General features: G+C 43.4%; 15 protein-coding genes. 4 read left to right on the top strand and 11 right to left on the bottom strand.

Annotated features, from left to right (window positions below):
* Positions 1-86: 86 nt before the first annotated feature.
* On the top strand, positions 87-1,853 hold the full coding sequence (locus tag NQ542_RS03295) for an ArnT family glycosyltransferase (protein ID WP_005639047.1): 1,767 nt from the start codon (positions 87-89) through the stop codon (positions 1,851-1,853).
* Here the strand turns inward: NQ542_RS03295 and NQ542_RS03290 are convergent, their stop codons facing one another.
* Both NQ542_RS03290 and NQ542_RS03285 read right to left on the bottom strand, forming a co-directional pair.
* On the bottom strand, positions 1,854-3,194 hold the full coding sequence (locus NQ542_RS03290; RefSeq protein ID WP_005639045.1) for a Gfo/Idh/MocA family oxidoreductase: 1,341 nt from the start codon (positions 3,192-3,194) through the stop codon (positions 1,854-1,856).
* Between the two features lie 20 nt (positions 3,195-3,214).
* On the bottom strand, positions 3,215-4,594 hold the full coding sequence (locus NQ542_RS03285; protein WP_005639043.1) for a 3-keto-disaccharide hydrolase: 1,380 nt from the start codon (positions 4,592-4,594) through the stop codon (positions 3,215-3,217).
* A 383-nt stretch (positions 4,595-4,977) separates the two neighbouring features.
* Between NQ542_RS03285 and NQ542_RS03280 the strand changes: the two genes are divergently transcribed.
* The gene (locus NQ542_RS03280; RefSeq protein WP_039850114.1) at positions 4,978-5,622 is read left to right on the top strand and encodes an HAD family hydrolase; all 645 of its coding nucleotides are present in this window, start codon (positions 4,978-4,980) and stop codon (positions 5,620-5,622) included.
* 67 nt (positions 5,623-5,689) lie between these two features.
* Here the strand turns inward: NQ542_RS03280 and NQ542_RS03275 are convergent, their stop codons facing one another.
* The 8 genes from NQ542_RS03275 to NQ542_RS03240 form a co-directional block, all read right to left on the bottom strand.
* Positions 5,690-6,160 carry an outer membrane beta-barrel protein gene (locus NQ542_RS03275; protein WP_039850098.1) on the bottom strand — a complete coding sequence of 157 codons (471 nt, stop codon included), beginning with the start codon at positions 6,158-6,160 and terminating at the stop codon, positions 5,690-5,692.
* A gap of 65 nt (positions 6,161-6,225) precedes the next feature.
* Positions 6,226-7,866 (bottom strand): dipeptidase, encoded by a 1,641-nt coding sequence (locus NQ542_RS03270; protein ID WP_005639036.1) that lies wholly within the window; start codon positions 7,864-7,866, stop codon positions 6,226-6,228.
* 11 nt (positions 7,867-7,877) lie between these two features.
* Complete coding sequence (gene nhaD / locus NQ542_RS03265) at positions 7,878-9,287, bottom strand: sodium:proton antiporter NhaD (protein ID WP_005639034.1); 1,410 nt, start codon at positions 9,285-9,287, stop codon at positions 7,878-7,880.
* Positions 9,288-9,422: 135 nt separating this feature from the next.
* The gene (nfo, locus tag NQ542_RS03260) at positions 9,423-10,259 is read right to left on the bottom strand and encodes a deoxyribonuclease IV (protein ID WP_005639032.1); all 837 of its coding nucleotides are present in this window, start codon (positions 10,257-10,259) and stop codon (positions 9,423-9,425) included.
* Between the two features lie 22 nt (positions 10,260-10,281).
* A complete protein-coding gene (locus NQ542_RS03255) occupies positions 10,282-10,755 on the bottom strand; it encodes a PaaI family thioesterase (RefSeq protein WP_005639031.1) in 474 nt (157 codons plus the stop codon).
* A gap of 67 nt (positions 10,756-10,822) precedes the next feature.
* Positions 10,823-11,299: a DUF456 domain-containing protein gene (locus tag NQ542_RS03250; RefSeq protein ID WP_005639030.1), complete on the bottom strand. Its 477-nt coding sequence runs from the start codon at positions 11,297-11,299 to the stop codon at positions 10,823-10,825.
* 170 nt (positions 11,300-11,469) lie between these two features.
* Complete coding sequence (locus NQ542_RS03245; RefSeq protein WP_005639029.1) at positions 11,470-11,808, bottom strand: DUF3795 domain-containing protein; 339 nt, start codon at positions 11,806-11,808, stop codon at positions 11,470-11,472.
* A gap of 101 nt (positions 11,809-11,909) precedes the next feature.
* Entirely contained in the window at positions 11,910-13,241 is a 1,332-nt protein-coding gene (locus NQ542_RS03240; RefSeq protein WP_005639028.1) for a PhoH family protein, read from the bottom strand.
* A 173-nt stretch (positions 13,242-13,414) separates the two neighbouring features.
* On the opposite strand from NQ542_RS03240, the gene NQ542_RS03235 reads away from it, so the two are divergent.
* Entirely contained in the window at positions 13,415-14,029 is a 615-nt protein-coding gene (locus tag NQ542_RS03235; RefSeq protein WP_005639026.1) for a glycoside hydrolase family 20 zincin-like fold domain-containing protein, read from the top strand.
* 47 nt (positions 14,030-14,076) lie between these two features.
* Complete coding sequence (locus tag NQ542_RS03230) at positions 14,077-15,285, top strand: DUF4861 domain-containing protein (protein WP_005639025.1); 1,209 nt, start codon at positions 14,077-14,079, stop codon at positions 15,283-15,285.
* A gap of 103 nt (positions 15,286-15,388) precedes the next feature.
* Here the strand turns inward: NQ542_RS03230 and NQ542_RS03225 are convergent, their stop codons facing one another.
* Positions 15,389-15,769 (bottom strand): L-rhamnose mutarotase, encoded by a 381-nt coding sequence (locus tag NQ542_RS03225; RefSeq protein ID WP_005639024.1) that lies wholly within the window; start codon positions 15,767-15,769, stop codon positions 15,389-15,391.
* Between the last annotated feature and the right edge of the window lie 5 nt (positions 15,770-15,774).

The following is a 15,774-nucleotide window of genomic DNA, read 5'->3' as shown; positions in this document are numbered from 1 at the left end:
ATGAACAAAAAGTCCGTAAAAAGTCGTTCTTTTGTAACTTAGAAAAATATATGCAACGGGGCGGAAGCTCCTTACCAATTTAAACTATGCGCACACCTACTCTTCAATATCTTTATCTGCAAAAGCCGATAACGATGGTTATTGTCATTTGCATAATCTCAGTCCTTCCCTGGATCGGGCTGGGAGATTTTTCGACTAAGGGAGAACCTCGCGAAGCGGCGGTTGCCGTTTCCATGCTCGAAACCGGCAACTGGGTTTTGCCACAGGTCTATGCGAACGAATTTGCCTACAAACCACCGTTGGCGCATTGGCTGATGGCAGCCGCTTCCCTGCCGCAGGGATATGTTTCAGAGTTCACCTCCCGCCTGCCGTCTGCGTTGGCTTTTATTATACTGATCGGTTTCACACTGGTTTTCTTTGGCAAGCGGTTGCGGTTCCAGCAGGCATTCATCGCCACGCTATTGCTCATCACCTGTATCGAGATACACCGGGCTGCTATGACCACGCGTGTGGACATGCTGCTGACAACCTTTATAGTGATCGGGCTTTATCAGCTATACAGGTGGGAAGACAAACTGGAGTTAAAAGGGGTGCCGATCGCTATTCCGGCCTTATTGGGATGTGCCGTACTGACAAAAGGACCTGTAGGTATTATTCTGCCGCTATTTGTTTTCGGTGTCTATTTGCTGATGCTTCGTAAATACTCTTATTTAGTGATATTCAAAGCACTTCTTTATGCTGGTATTTCTTCGATATTCCTGCCTCTATTGTGGTATGTCGCTGCCTGGAAACAGGGAGGCGATACGTTCCTGAATGTAATGTTAGCAGAGAATTTCGGTCGTTTCTTCCACCTCAGCACGCCTGATATCCATTACAATTTAGGGCATGAAAACGGAGTCTGGTATAATTTCATGACACTGGCTGCGGGATTTGTTCCCTGGACGATCTTCTTCTTTTTCTCTTTATTCGGATTAAAACTGCACAAACCAGAAAAGTCGGTGAAAGAGATACTGGCTAGCACTTGGAATAATATTCGATCGATGGAAAAAGAGAAACTGTTCAGCTTAGTTGCATTGGTTTGTATAATTTTCTTCTATTCGATACCTTCCAGCAAACGAAGCGTATACTTGATGCCGGCATATCCGTTTATTGCTATTTTCTTGGCTCAATATACATTATACATTACGGAATACCGGACGAAGGTAACCCGAGTATTTGCCGCTTTCATGGCCTCCATTACTGCCGTCGTCATGATTGCTGTCGCTCTGACAATGGCCGGAGCAATCGATCCTGTCAAGATTGCGAGTCAGTACACAAGCCACCAATCGACACTGGAAATGGTCGAGTTGGTATCGAATATGTTCGCATATCCCTGCGGACTGACAATTTGCATCCTGATAGTCCTTTTGGCTATTCTGGCGACTGTCTATTATCAGATGTTCAAGAAGATCAACATCAAGATCCTGTATGCCACGATTGCATTGGCCTTTGCCATTAACTTATTGATCGACGGGGTTGTCATGCGCGGCATACGCCAGGGAAGCTCCGCCCGTCCGTTTGCCAAGCAGGTTCAGAAAGAATATCCGTTGGATGACATGAATATGTATGTAATGAATGATCTGAAGACATATGCTAATCTTTACGGGCTGAATTTCTATTTGGGCAACAAGTTCCATAATTTCGGGCAGGAACAGCCGGTAAGCGGCTTCTTTTTCTGTACCGTGAAAGACTTGGAAACTGTACAAAAAAATTATGGAGATAAGTACACATTCAGTCTACTTACCTCCACAAAGAATGTTATTGCCGACGTACGTCAAAGAATCGTACTATGCAGCTTCTTACGAAACGAATAATCAATATTTAAAGACTTTGCCACCGGCAAGCACTTCCTGTCTTGCTTCATCGAATGTAGCTTTTTCTCCTGTCCGAAGAGAAGCCGTACACATGATGTTGGCAATAGAATGATTATAGCCGGCATCTACCGGAGCATTCGGTTGCTTGCGGCTTTTCACGCATTCCATCCAATTACGCATATGCAGGTTTGTCATTGGATCGGCTCCTGTATTGGAACCCGTTTCCACCTTGATAGAAGGCAATTTGAATTCTTCCAACAGGTTCGGTTGCATTCCCATTTCATCCGCGAAACGTTTGGTCAAACCACCTTCCGATGTCACTTTATTTGTATCCAGGTTCAACGTACCGCCATTGGAGAAGTACAATTCTTTTGTTCCGCCTGCCGAGTTATGCATACGGGAAGAATATACGACCTGGAAATTCTCGCCTGCTTTTCCATAATCGAACACAGCCGTCATCGTATCATAACTGCGGCGCCCGTCATTCCATTGATAGATTCCACCATTGGCTGCGACACTATTCGGGTGGTTGCAACCAGTAAACCAGTGTACCGTATCGATCTGATGTGACATCCACTGGCCGGGAATGCCGGAAGAATACGGCCAGAACAGGCGATATTCCAAATACTTACGCGGGTCCCATTCTTCGTACGGGCGATTCAGCAGGAAACGCTTCCAATCAGTATCCCTCTCAAAACATTGTGCGACCAAAGCCGGACGACGCCAGCGTCCGGGCTGGTTAACGTTCCAACACATTTCCACCATCGTGATCTTGCCAAACTTACCAGAACGGATAAAGTCGTTGGCAGCATGATAGTTTGGGGCCGAGCGGCGTTGGGAACCAATCTGCACGATCTTTCCACTTTCCAACACAGCTTTGCGGGCAGCACGAGCATCTTCCATCGTTTCAGCAAAAGGTTTCTCTACATAGGCATCGCATCCGGCTTTAACCGCTTCGATACAGTGCAAAGCATGCTGGAAATCGGATGTGGCAACGATCACGGCATCACACATTTTTGCGTCATACAGTTCTTCGTTGTTACGGAATGCTTTCACTTTCTTTCCATATTTCTCCTGGAAGAAAGCAACACCTTCTTCTCTACGCCGTTTCCAAATGTCGGAAATAGCGACGATTTCAAAGCCTAACTCATCGGCACAGGCCATAAAAGCAGGAATCAAAGAATGGCGGGCACGGTCTGAAAAGCCGACGATACCCACACGAATCTTCTCGTTTGCGCCCATTATGTTAGCGAAACTCTCTGTACTGAATCCCAGTCCGCCAATAGTCAGACCTGCTGCACCTAAGGCGCTGTGTTTAAGGAAATCTCTACGTGTTGTCATGGTTCCTATTTTTTAGTTAACTATTTAAGTTCTCTAATCTTGATATTCCGGAAAGAAACTTCGTCCCAGTGATCCTGCAAAAGGATATGACCTTTTTCAGCAGTACCGAAAGGTCCAAATTCGGCATATTCCTTCTTCGCGAATTTGCTTCCCTTCACGACTTCCAAGAATGCATCCGAAGCCCAATCATACTCAACGGTCTTAAAGCCGTTCATCCAATGTTCGACATGTTTGTTAGGGAATACTTTGATAACTCCCTTATTCCACTGTCCGACACCATTGAAGCGTTTGTTTTTCGCAGGGATAATATCGTACAAGCTGGAAACCGTACGGCTACCAGGATAAGTCGTGTACAGTTTGGCATCCGGATGTTGCTTGTCATCCAGAACCTGGTATTCCGGACCGATCACAAAGCCTTTATTCTTCTTGCTTTCCTGAATCAGATATTTCATACCGCTATTTGCACCTTCCGTCAACTTGAACTCAAAGCTCAGCTCGAAGGCGCCAAACTCATCGACTGTCAGGATATCACCACCTCTTTTACCTTCCGGACCGCCATTCTTCATAACAGTCAATTCACCATTTTCAATCTTCCATCCGTTTTCAGGGAATGTTTCCTGTCCGGCACCCCGCCATCCGTTAGAAGTCTTACCGTCAAACAACAGTTTCCAACCAGCCGCTTTTTCTGCTTCTGTCAGCGTATTCGGAATACAGTTCACTTCCGGAGCTAACGGGCCTTGCATACGCTCTGCCTCCAGATTTTCCGTCTTAATACGGATATTACGCCACCAAATTTCCTTGCCGACATTCTCCGTTTTCCCGAAAATGCCATGTACCTGGAAAGCGATAAAACCTTCCGGTGTCATATCATCTACTACATTCGAAGTGTTCACACCATTCAGCCAGATGCGGATACTGTTGCCGATAGCTTCAATTCGATACTTGTTCCAATCATCTTTCTTATAGGCGGCTCGTCCAGCTTCGTTATTCGTTAAAGGAGCCAGCCAACCGCGTCGCGCCTCATCATAAAGCCCACCACTCCAAGCACGGTCGGACGGGTCAATTTCGCACTGATAGCCATGCACACGTCCATTATTGTAATCCGGCTTACTTTCGCTTCGAAACTGCACCCCGGAATTCAAGTCTGGATGACATTTCACTTCAAACTCCAGAATAAAATCACCATACGTTTGTTCTGTTGCCATAAAACTGTTCGGTTCTTTATCCACAGTCTGGCCGACCATACATCCATTCTCTACACGATAGGGAGCCTTACCATTCAACTGCTTGAAGCCAGTAAAATCCTTACCATTAAACAATTGCTGCCATCCGTCGTTAGGTTGGCAGGCACCACACAGCAAAGTCAGAGACAAAGCTGCTAATTTCAAATACGCTTTCATTTGCTTTCTGATACTATAATTAGTTAGACAATTAATTTCCTTTAGTTAACAAACATGTGTACGTGCACAAAGATATAAGTTTTTGCACTATCATTGCATTAAATCTCAAAAAAGTTAGAATAACTACACTAAAATAGCTCTTTACAAGCCGTCTATTTCCCACTCTCCCTGCTATTATTTTAAAATCAGAGTCGGCGATTATATAATCACTGCAGCCAATTACATAGTCGCTGCCATTGATTTAAGAATAATATGGCAGTAAGGCCATTTTTTATTACGCAATAAAAGAATAAAGTAAATAAGATTTACAAATTTGTTCTCCTGTATCCCAATAAGAAGTATATTTGCAGACAAATGACCTTATTATAAACGAATTGATTTTTATGAAACAACAGTTTATGAAGACTGCCTTTTTTGATTTCGACGGTGTGGTTGTAGACACAGAACCTATTTACGATATTTACTGGAATGAAGCAGGAAAACGCTATCAGACGGGAATCCCCAATTTCGCATCCCACATCAAAGGGACGACATTACCTTATATATTGGAGAAGTATTTTTCCGACCGATCTGAAGAATTTAAGGAAAAGGTAATCCGCGAATCAATGGAATTCGAACAGCAGATGCCTTTTCCACCGGTTCCGGGTGCGATGGAGTTTATCCATCTTCTGAAAAGTAAAGATGTAAAAGTCGGTTTGGTCACCAGCTCCGATGATGCCAAGCTAAAACGGGCTTTCCGCCTTTTGAAACTCGACAATCTGTTCGATACGGTCGTGAGTGCCGACCGGATCACAAAAGGGAAACCCGATCCAATGTGTTATTTGCTTGCCGCCTCCGACCTGCATGTATCACCTTCCGACAGTCTGGTATTTGAAGACTCTTTTGCCGGAATACAGGCCGGGACCAATGCGGGTATGCGGGTTATCGGACTTAGCACGACCAATTCCGAAGAGTCTTTAAAAGACAAAGTTTATCAGGTCATACCCGACTTCCAAAACATTACGTTCGAAGAATACAAACAGTGGTAGAACGGACATAAAAATAAAAAGGGGATGTGCCGCCACTCCCCTTCTTATTGTACAAAAATCCGATTACTTAAAAATTATATCCGACACGGACAGCCAACGCTGCGGCATCCAAATCCTTTATGATATTATACTTGGCTTCCAAGCCGACAGAAATCCGATCTGTCGCATACACTTCACCTCCTAAGCCGATATTGGCTCCAAAACGAGTTGCATCCCAAGGACCTGCTTTCCAAAACGAAAGGCTTAAGCCTGCCAACGGATAAAAACCGAACATCTCACTCAATTTAAATACATAATGAGCATTCATATCAATTGCCCATGCACTTAACCCATCATTCTTTACTAAATGAGTAATAGACGGGGTCAAACGAAACGCATCCGTTACACAATAACGATAATCGATGCCGATAGTAGCATTGCCGACATCATTAAAATTATAACCCAAGTTGAAGCCAAACGAGGATTGACCTTGCTGCGTCTGTGCATATGCACCTATACTAAACAGCGTCAACATCAACATAACAATTAATTTTTTCATACTTTTCTTATTTAGTACAACAATATCTATCGCCAAATATAGTATTTTTCCTTAACAAAAGTATATTACTTTACTTTTAATTTATCACCTGCACTTTTTACAATGCTACGATAATAGTCTTCATCATAGCCAGGGAAATCCGGATATTCGGATAATCCGTAACCATTCTGCTTAAAATGTCCGTTTTCTTCCTTCTTCACGTTACCATCCATATATTTGACTAACAAGTATTCTCCTAATTTCTTCCAACGGGCTGTTGCCTGGTCGGCAGTAGTAGAACTAAACCAGGTCAGGAACTTGACCGCTTCCGCCGGATTCTTGGCATACAGTTCCGATGCAGCCTTATCGACAGCCGGAATTGTCTGTTGATAGCTGTTCTCCAACTCCTGCTGAACAAGACGGATATCCTGAATCATATAACTATATTTGCCATACGCCATATTAGCCACCCAGTTATGAATCCAGAAAGCGGATGTCCAAGAAAAATTCATCATATCACCGTTTCCGACACGATAACATTCGGGAGAAGCTGTCACCGAACAATAGATCGGCGTAAAGACAGCCATGTCTGCATCATCCACACCGAACCAAAGAATACCACCGACGGCATCCGGTAGCCAATTACGCATCTGAGGAACAATCACAAAACCGGTCTGCTGCGTAGCAATCGCACGCTCGTTCGTATATTCCTGACCGTCCACTTCGAAAGTCATCGGACGCCAACGATACGGAACTTTGTAAGGACCTGCACCGGCATCCTTCGTCATATCTAAATCAGTTCCTTCGAAATGGTCGCGCATACCGTTCTGCACATCCCGAACGGATAACAAACGATCAGGCTTTACATACAAAGGCATAGGCTTCTTCATTGCATCACCCTTAATCAGATCCATATATTGATCCATCGATTTATCATATTTGCGAAAGAAAGACCACACACGGGCTTCACAACCACGCAGAGCACTGAAATCATACGGGCAATAGGCTTTCTGGAAACTAAAATCCTTATCCCTGCCACTGAAATATCCCTTTTCACGAGCAAAAGAGACAACATCCGGTGAATAAATGCAGTTCTCCTTATCATCAAACGGGATCTGCTGAATACGAGATTGATTGGCATGAGCCGAAATACAATCGTCCGGAATGCGAATAGCAACCCAGACTGCTCCTTTATTACCCGGACCTTTACCGATCATTTCCATCACCCAAGCTTCGTTCTTATCAGCAATAGAGAACGTTTCCCCACTGCTATAGTAGCCATAATCCTTCACCAGGTCAGTCATAATCCGAATAGCCTCCCGCGCCGTCTTGGAACGTTGCAAAGTGACATAAATCAGACTGCCGTAATCCATGATACCGGTCGTGTCAACTAGTTCGGGACGCCCCCCGAAAGTGCTTTCCGTAATCGCAACTTGATGTTCATTCATATTACCAACTACAGAATAGGTCTGTTCAACCTGCGGAATCTGTCCTAACGGTTTATGGGTGTCCCACTCGATGATATCCAGCATCGCCCCTTTCGGCCAAGTCGCAGCCGGCCAGCGATACAGTTCACCATATAACGTATGCGAATCTGCCGCATAACTGATCATAACAGAGCCGTCAACCGAGGCTTTCTTTCCCACCAGTAGACCTGTACATGCAAAGGCTTCCATTCCGGAAAGCATAATAGCACAGGTTACCATCAAAATCCATGTTTTTCCCATATAAATAAAGTTTATGCAAATAATAACATATATACGCCGGCACCGCAGCAATAGCCGATCAACGCCAAAATTGAAAATCGTTTGGTATAATACATAAAATCAATCTTTTCCAATCCCATTACCGTTACACCTGTTGCAGAACCGATAATCAAGATACTACCGCCAGTCACGGCACAGTAGGCAAGGAATGTCCAGAAACCTCCGTCCGATACAAAGAACTGAGCATAAGGAGTCAGATTGGCCGCATCCGGTACAATCGGATACATACCCATTGTTGCCGCAACCAAAGCTACGTTGTCCACACAGGAAGACAAAACACCGATCACAAAGCTGATCAGATAAGGTTCATGTACATGCTTATCCAGAAAAGCAGACATCAACCCTAACTGGCCGGAGGTTTCCAAAGCCCCTACCGCCATCAGGATACCCAAAAAGAAAAAGATCGTCGCTAGGTCGATGTTCGGAAGTAACTGAGAAATACGTAACTTATTAGATTCGTGCATATGCAGTTTGCTATACATGATATCCGTATAAAACCACAGGACCACCAAGCCCAACAAAACACCTAAGAAAGGTGGAAGGTCTGTCACCATCTGAAAGACCGGAACCAAAGCCAACGAAAGTACACCAATCACAAAGATCACCCGACGCGAATGATTCGGTATTTCCGGTGCATATTCGTCTGCCATTTCTTCCTCGCTCATCACACGTAAAGTCGCATCTTTCTTAAACAACCAAAAATTAGCAATCGTCAGAGGCACAAGCAAGTTTATCAATGCCGGAAAGAATACATGCGAAATCTGGTGCATAGCCGTGACGTTCTTGCCCACCCAAAGCAAAATGGTCGTCACGTCACCAATCGGAGACCATGAACCACCTGCATTCGCAGCAATAATCACCATACAAGCATATTTCAAACGATCTGTCCGGTCCGGAACCAGTTTCCGTAACACGGCCATAATCACGATAGCAGCAGCCAAGTTATCCAACAAAGCAGAAAAGAAAAAAGCGGCAAAACTTATATACCACAATAATTTCCTTTTATTGGCAGTACGGATATATCCGGTAACAGCCCGGAAACCACCATGCTTATCCACGATATCGACAATCAGCATGGAGCACATGACAAAGAAAAGCGTTTCGGATACATTCCCTAAATGATAAACAATCGAACGGTTTGTAATAAATGTAATAAACTGATCTTTCAGAGGAGCATTTGCCATTTCCGGGTTTTGGGTCAGAAACTCCTGAAACAAAGGACTGGAGCGTTCGACAAAAATATCATAGGCGTCAAACATCAATATCATCCATAGTGATATTGCCATAAACAAAGCTATCGCAGCTTTATTTATCTTTATCTTATCTTCCAGCGCGATTGCAAGAATCCCTAAAACAAAGATGACAGGCATTAAAATAAACATAGTACAATATATTTAAATTTATTATCAAATCACAAAAGAAAGAATTTTTCATTCCAAGCTCTTGCATACCAAAAAGCATTATAAATTTTAGTTAAACAAAAGAATAGTCTGAAAAGCCCCCTCCTTTCGTTTTTATTATATAGAATACAGATATTCTATTTCTTCCGACCAAATAGACTCATCCGGTGTTTCCAGAATTAAAGGAATGTTATCAAACCGGGGATCATCCATCAGCATCTTAAATGTAGTCAATCCCATCACTCCTTTCCCAATACTATCATGGCGATCCACACGGGTAGCCAGATCTTTTTTGGAATCGTTTATATGCATGCCACGCAAATAAGAAAAACCTATTACCTCGTCAAAATGTCGGAATGTCTCCGTAAAACCTTCGACAGTCTTGATATCATAACCTGCAGCCAATGTATGAGCAGTATCTATACAAACTCCGACACGGGATTTATCTTCCACTTTATCGATAATGTAAGCAAGTTGCTCAAAAGTATATCCCAGATTGGTTCCCTGTCCGGCTGTATTTTCTAATACGGCACATACACCCGAAGTCTGATCCAATGCCCAGTTAACCGAATTAGCTATGCGCGTCAGACAGTCCTCCACCTCCATCTGGTTCAAATGACTTCCAGGATGGAAATTCAAACGATTCAATCCCAGTTGCTCACAACGTTGCATTTCATCCAAGAAAGCATCCCGTGACTTCTGCAAACCTTCTGCTTCCGGATGTCCCAGATTGATCAGATAACTGTCATGCGGCAGAATATATTCTGCCGCATAACCAAATTCCTCACAACGCTCTCTGAAAAGAGAAATACTCTTTTTTGTCAGCGGAGAAGATTTCCATTGACGCTGATTACGGGTAAACAAAGCAAATGCCTTCGCCCCAATCGCATTCGCATTCACTGGAGCATTCTCAACTCCACCCGATGCCGACACATGTGCTCCAATATACTTCATTATGTTATTTATGTTTTATTGTTTATTCACCTTCTGCTTTGCATCCTGCAAAATGAAATTTTTCTGTCGCCTGTTCTTGTGTAACTATAAAATAGACCAAGTCGGCACGCGTACATAACTCATCTTGTGAATTATAGATCTCCGTTTCAATAAAGATTGCATTTCGTTTACGGTCTTTGATACGCCCCCTGATTGTCAGCCTGGGCTCACAAGTAGAAAGACTTTTCAGAAAGCGGGCATCCAAGCGTGAGGTCATTCCTGAAGTCTGTAACTTCCTAAGCACTACCCAACCTGCCAATTCGTCCATCAATGTTGTCAGGATTCCACCATGCAACGTATTCAACCACCCCTGATAATGAGCTTCCGGCTCCCAATAAGCTACAATATCGTCGCCATCCTCATAAAACTCCATATGAAGTCCCATCGGATTGCTCGGGGCACAGCCAAAACACATATATCCATCCAATCCTTCCCAGGGATTAATAATCTTTTTCATATTTGATAATTTTTGCCACAGCCCTATTAATTTACAAAGGTAACAAAAAAAGCAGAAATAAGGTTTATTAAAATAGCGCCGCAACAAAGCTGTAAATAAAATAGCCGCAAACCGACACTTTCACCACCACACTGAACAGAAAACCGACAAAAGCCCCTAACCCGGCTTTAAAAGCCTCGGCAGACTTCTTCCCTCCAAACAACTCGCCAATTACGGCTCCTGCAAACGGACCGATCAACACACCCCAGGGTGGAAAGACGAAAAGACCGGCGATCGTCCCGATCATACATCCCCGATTCCCCCATTTACCGCCTCCACTGTATTTTGTGCCCAACATGGGCGTCACATAATCCATCACCTGGACAATAATGACCAAAAAAGCCCATAAAATCAAATGTGTAGTACTGAAATGGATTTTGTCCGTAAAGTGCAAAAGCAACAAACCCACATAAGAAACAGGCGGACCGGGTAATACAGGCAAAAAACAACCTGCCAACCCGGCCAGCAAACAAAGTACCCCCAAAATAATAAGAAAGATATCCATATAGTTATATTTTAGCTGTATAAGTATTCATATGCAATAATACGAAAAAACACGAAAACAGTAAAATATAAATCCAAATCGTTTTCCTCTCAGTGCTGCCTCACCCACCATAAACAGGAACAGGTTGGCGGTGAACACTTCATCCTTTTTAACGGTCGCATTATCCGTATCTAACGAAAGAGAAGATTTTCTTTTGCATCAGGGGCATGCAGGAAAACGGCACCAACTATCGGGCAACTATTCAACTCTTTACAGTCGCCACAAGTATTCAATCCTTTTTTATTTACGCATTTACGGATTTCGCAATAATCGCTACAATAGGCAAATTTAGCACCGTCTGCCCGACATCCCATACAATTTATGGTTGCAGCCGTAATCTCGGGTGCGTTGTTCATCTCACTCCACTTCCGGGCAGTCTTTTCTCTTAATTCATTGTCATTTCCGACTGTGGCTATGCGAGCATCACAACCTTCACAATCCAACCCGCAACATGCAATTAATTGTTTCATCGTCTGTTATAATCCTTTAACCATTCCAAAAACACTACTATAATAAAGGAGGTGTGACAAAATTCATAATATGGCACACCTCCTTTTCAATATTTCTTTTATCAGAGTAAGTCAGAAGCTAATTCGGACAATTGACTACGTTCTCCTTTGATCAGATTGATGTGAGCAAACAATTCTTGCCCTTTCATTTTATCAACCATATAAGCGAGACCATTACTCTGTGCATCCAGATAAGGAGAGTCTATCTGCTGGATATCCCCGGTAAATACCATTTTCGTTCCCTCTCCTGCACGGGTGATAATCGTTTTAATCTCATGCGGAGTCAGGTTCTGCGCCTCATCGATAATACAGAACGTTTCCGAAAGACTTCGACCGCGGATGAAAGCCAATGCTTCAATCACAAGTTGCCCGTTCTTTTGCAAATCATCTATTTTACGAGCATCTGATCCACCGGGTGCAAACTGTCCCTTAATAACATTCAGATTATCAAACAAGGGCTGCATATAAGGAGCCACCTTCTGCTTCTCATCGCCAGGCAAGAATCCTAAATCCTTATTTGCCAAAGCAACAATAGGACGTGCCAGCAGAATCTGTTTATAAACATTCGCCTGTTTTAATGCAGAAGCCAAAGCCAGCAAGGTTTTACCGGTTCCGGCCTTTCCTGTCAACCCGATAAGTTTTACATCCGGATCATTCAGCACCTCAAAAGCAAAACTCTGCTCCGCATTGCGGGGCTGAATACCATAATTGCTGGCTTTTTCCACTTTTTTGAATTTATTGGTGAACGGATTATAACGGGCCAGGACAGAATTACGCACACTCTTTAAAATAAAACATTCGTTCGGCTCCAGCTTCGACTTTATATCGAACAGATCAGCATCGATGCCATCAGGAGATGCATACATCTTATCAATCAAATCCGGATCTATATTCTCGTAAATGTCTTGTGCACGTTTGAAAATATCGACATTAATGACCTTGTCGGTTATATAATCTTCCACTTCGATACCCAACGAACGCGCCTTCATACGCAGGTTCACATCCTTTGTCACCAGAATGGTTTTCACCTTCCGGTCTTTTTCAGACTCAGCAACCGACAGCGTACACGACAGAATACGATGATCTGCGGTTTTTTCCGGAAACGACTGGTAAATTTTCTCCTGATACTTGTCCCCGGTCACCACATGCAAAGTGCCTTTGCCAGGTCCCAGTGAAGCTCCTTTCAAAAAGAGGTCATTGCTGGTCAACGTATCTAACTCGCGTACAAACTCACGGGCATTGTAGTTGATCTGGTCGCTCCCCTTTTTAAACTTATCCAACTCTTCCAACACGACAATCGGAAGATAAATATCATTCTCCTGAAAGTTCTCAATACACTTGTAGTCGTGCAATATGACATTCGTGTCAAGCACAAAATTCTTCTTTGCTCCCATGATCTTTCGATTTAATGATTATGCCTCTAAGATAGAAATATTTCCGAGATATTATCCCTCGAAAGCCAAGAATATATCAAATAGACCAATTAATTCCACTTTTTTACAAAAACCAAAGATCACGCCCCGCTTTATTTACGTATTTTTGCAGGTGAAATGTCAAAATTAAATTCATGAAAAAATACAAACTTATCACATACATGTTGCTGTTTGCCGGATACTTGTCGGCGCAAGATAATTTGTCAGCATTGCTTCCTATGCCGAACCAAGTCAAACAAATCGAAAGTAAGAAAGATTTCATCATAAGCGGAAAGACGACCATACAAACGAATCTGCCGGAGGATGCTTTTTGCATTGCAGAGTTAAAAGACATCTTGCGACAAAGAACAGGGAAAACACCAACTCTATCCTCTTCCGGATCCGGCAGTTCCGTCATTCGCCTCATACTGGATCCTTCAGCCAAAGGAGATGGACATTACCTGTTATCCGTATCCGAGAAAACAGTTTCCATAAAAGGGGCAACACAGGGTTCCATTCTGTACGGACTTATGACCTTAGATCAGATTCTGTTAGGAGATGTATGCCGGACTCTATCGGGAAAGATTGCACCAATCGAAATCGACGATCAACCCCGTTTCAGTTACCGTTCATTGATGAGTGAGGAAAAGATTCTTGTTTCTGGAACAAATTTCTTCACCCAGGCGGATAATTTCCGAAATCGGCTCAACAAACTGATGCTTACTTTTGAAAACTTAATGAATATTCCTACTTTTACAACCGGATTTTGAGAAACCAATATCAACAAATACATTAAAATTAAACACATAACAAATTTATGAAAAAGATTTTCAGCTTATTGTTAGCGGCCTCCGCGTTTGCGTGCACGCAAGAGAAGGTGGTCGAGATAACCATCAGTAATCCGTCTACCACAGACCGCACAAACGAAATCACCGAAATCACTTCGGACGCCATCACCAAACTGAAGGGTGAGACATTCATCATTTCTGACAATACAGGCTCGCAAGTTCCCTATCAGATAACGTATGACAACAAGATTATTTTTCCTGTTTCCGTCAAGGGGGGTGAAAACGTGACCTACAAGATCACCCCAGGAACACCTGAAGCGTTCAAAACAATTGCCTGCGGTAAACAATATCCCGAACGAGTGGACGATATTGCCTGGGAAAACGACCGTATCGCCTTCCGTACCTACGGTCCGGCCTTGCAAGCTACCGGCGAGAAAGCTTATGGTTGCGATATTTGGGTAAAATGTGTATCCGAACCGATTGTCGACATGCGTTACAAAACCGAACTAGATCCGGAAACAAGAGCTAAGATTGCAGAACTGCGCAAGACCGACCCGAAAGCAGCACAGCAATTGTCCGAATCTGTTTCCTATCATATCGATCATGGTAACGGATTGGATTACTATAAGGTAGGCCCAACATTGGGAGCCGGAACTTCCGCTCTATTAGCAAACGACTCTATCGTCTATCCGTATTGCTACAAAGACTACCAAATTTTAGACAACGGTCCGTTACGTTTCACTGTAAAGCTGGTTTACAATCCTCTGACTGTGAAAGGGAACAATAATGTGATCGAAAACCGCATAATTTCTCTCGATGCAGGTTCCCAAATGAATAAGTTCACAATCACTTACGATAATCTGACCGAAGCGACCCCGGTTGTAACCGGTATCGTTTTGCACGAGCCGAGCAAAGACTATCAGGCCGATACAGCAAAAGGTTACATTGCCTATGCCGATCCTGCTGATCCCGTAAACGGACAAATTTATGTAGCAGCCGTATTCCCGGAGAAGGTTAACGAAGCTAAAGCTATCACATTCTCCGACAAAGAAAAGGCTGAACGAGGCGCAGACGGCCATGTTTTGGCTTACAGCACCTACACCCCTGGTTGTAGCTATACATATTATAGTGGTGCCGGTTGGAGCAAATGGGGATTTGAAAACTCCAGCAAATGGTTCGATTATGTACAGAAATTCGCGCAAAATCTGAAAGAGCCACTGACTGTAACAATAAAATAAATTCAAATCCAAATAAAAAAGTAAAAGGGGACATCAAAATTGAAGTGCCCCCTTTTCTTTTATTTCGCCTATATTTTCTTAAGCCAGATCAGCTATTTCGGGATCAATATAAATGAAATATCCGCTCCATCATCCGCCATTTCTCGGCAGATGTTGCACCCGGGCGGGCAACCTGAAAGATGGACATATACGTTTCCCACTCCTCCTGGCGAGGCAAAGTAGCCAACCGTGCAAAAGCCTCGTCCCAATCAAAATCGAACGGAGTCTCCACGATCATAAAAAGACGGTTATCCAAGATATAAATCTCCATTTCTAAAATACCGACACTCCGTATACCTTGCAGAATCTCCGGCCATGCTTCGTTCTCCGTATGCCGTTTCCGATATTCAGAGATCAGTTCGGGATCATCTTTCAGATCCAATGTCTGGCAATACCGCTTTGTTGGTATACCATATTCTTTCATCTTATATCCTGTCTGTTTCATCTTCT

This window comes from Parabacteroides merdae ATCC 43184 (assembly GCF_025151215.1).
Classification (GTDB): Bacteria; Bacteroidota; Bacteroidia; order Bacteroidales; family Tannerellaceae; genus Parabacteroides; species Parabacteroides merdae.
Note: the sequence above shows the minus strand (reverse complement) of the source record. Positions and strands in the feature narration are given on the sequence as shown.

What these genes read in the sequence shown, in the direction of transcription:
- NQ542_RS03250 (WP_005639030.1), bottom strand. Translation starts at nt 11,299, where the DNA reads ATGGATATCTTTCTTATTATTTTGGGGGTACTTTGTTTGCTGGCCGGG.
- nfo (WP_005639032.1), bottom strand. Translation starts at nt 10,259, where the DNA reads ATGAAGTATATTGGAGCACATGTGTCGGCATCGGGTGGAGTTGAGAAT.
- NQ542_RS03285 (WP_005639043.1), bottom strand. Translation starts at nt 4,594, where the DNA reads ATGAAAGCGTATTTGAAATTAGCAGCTTTGTCTCTGACTTTGCTGTGT.
- NQ542_RS03230 (WP_005639025.1), top strand. Translation starts at nt 14,077, where the DNA reads ATGAAAAAGATTTTCAGCTTATTGTTAGCGGCCTCCGCGTTTGCGTGC.
- NQ542_RS03245 (WP_005639029.1), bottom strand. Translation starts at nt 11,808, where the DNA reads ATGAAACAATTAATTGCATGTTGCGGGTTGGATTGTGAAGGTTGTGAT.
- nhaD (WP_005639034.1), bottom strand. Translation starts at nt 9,287, where the DNA reads ATGTTTATTTTAATGCCTGTCATCTTTGTTTTAGGGATTCTTGCAATC.
- NQ542_RS03270 (WP_005639036.1), bottom strand. Translation starts at nt 7,866, where the DNA reads ATGGGAAAAACATGGATTTTGATGGTAACCTGTGCTATTATGCTTTCC.
- NQ542_RS03225 (WP_005639024.1), bottom strand. Translation starts at nt 15,769, where the DNA reads ATGAAACAGACAGGATATAAGATGAAAGAATATGGTATACCAACAAAG.
- NQ542_RS03240 (WP_005639028.1), bottom strand. Translation starts at nt 13,241, where the DNA reads ATGGGAGCAAAGAAGAATTTTGTGCTTGACACGAATGTCATATTGCAC.
- NQ542_RS03290 (WP_005639045.1), bottom strand. Translation starts at nt 3,194, where the DNA reads ATGACAACACGTAGAGATTTCCTTAAACACAGCGCCTTAGGTGCAGCA.
- NQ542_RS03295 (WP_005639047.1), top strand. Translation starts at nt 87, where the DNA reads ATGCGCACACCTACTCTTCAATATCTTTATCTGCAAAAGCCGATAACG.
- NQ542_RS03255 (WP_005639031.1), bottom strand. Translation starts at nt 10,755, where the DNA reads ATGAAAAAGATTATTAATCCCTGGGAAGGATTGGATGGATATATGTGT.
- NQ542_RS03275 (WP_039850098.1), bottom strand. Translation starts at nt 6,160, where the DNA reads ATGAAAAAATTAATTGTTATGTTGATGTTGACGCTGTTTAGTATAGGT.
- NQ542_RS03235 (WP_005639026.1), top strand. Translation starts at nt 13,415, where the DNA reads ATGAAAAAATACAAACTTATCACATACATGTTGCTGTTTGCCGGATAC.
- NQ542_RS03280 (WP_039850114.1), top strand. Translation starts at nt 4,978, where the DNA reads ATGAAACAACAGTTTATGAAGACTGCCTTTTTTGATTTCGACGGTGTG.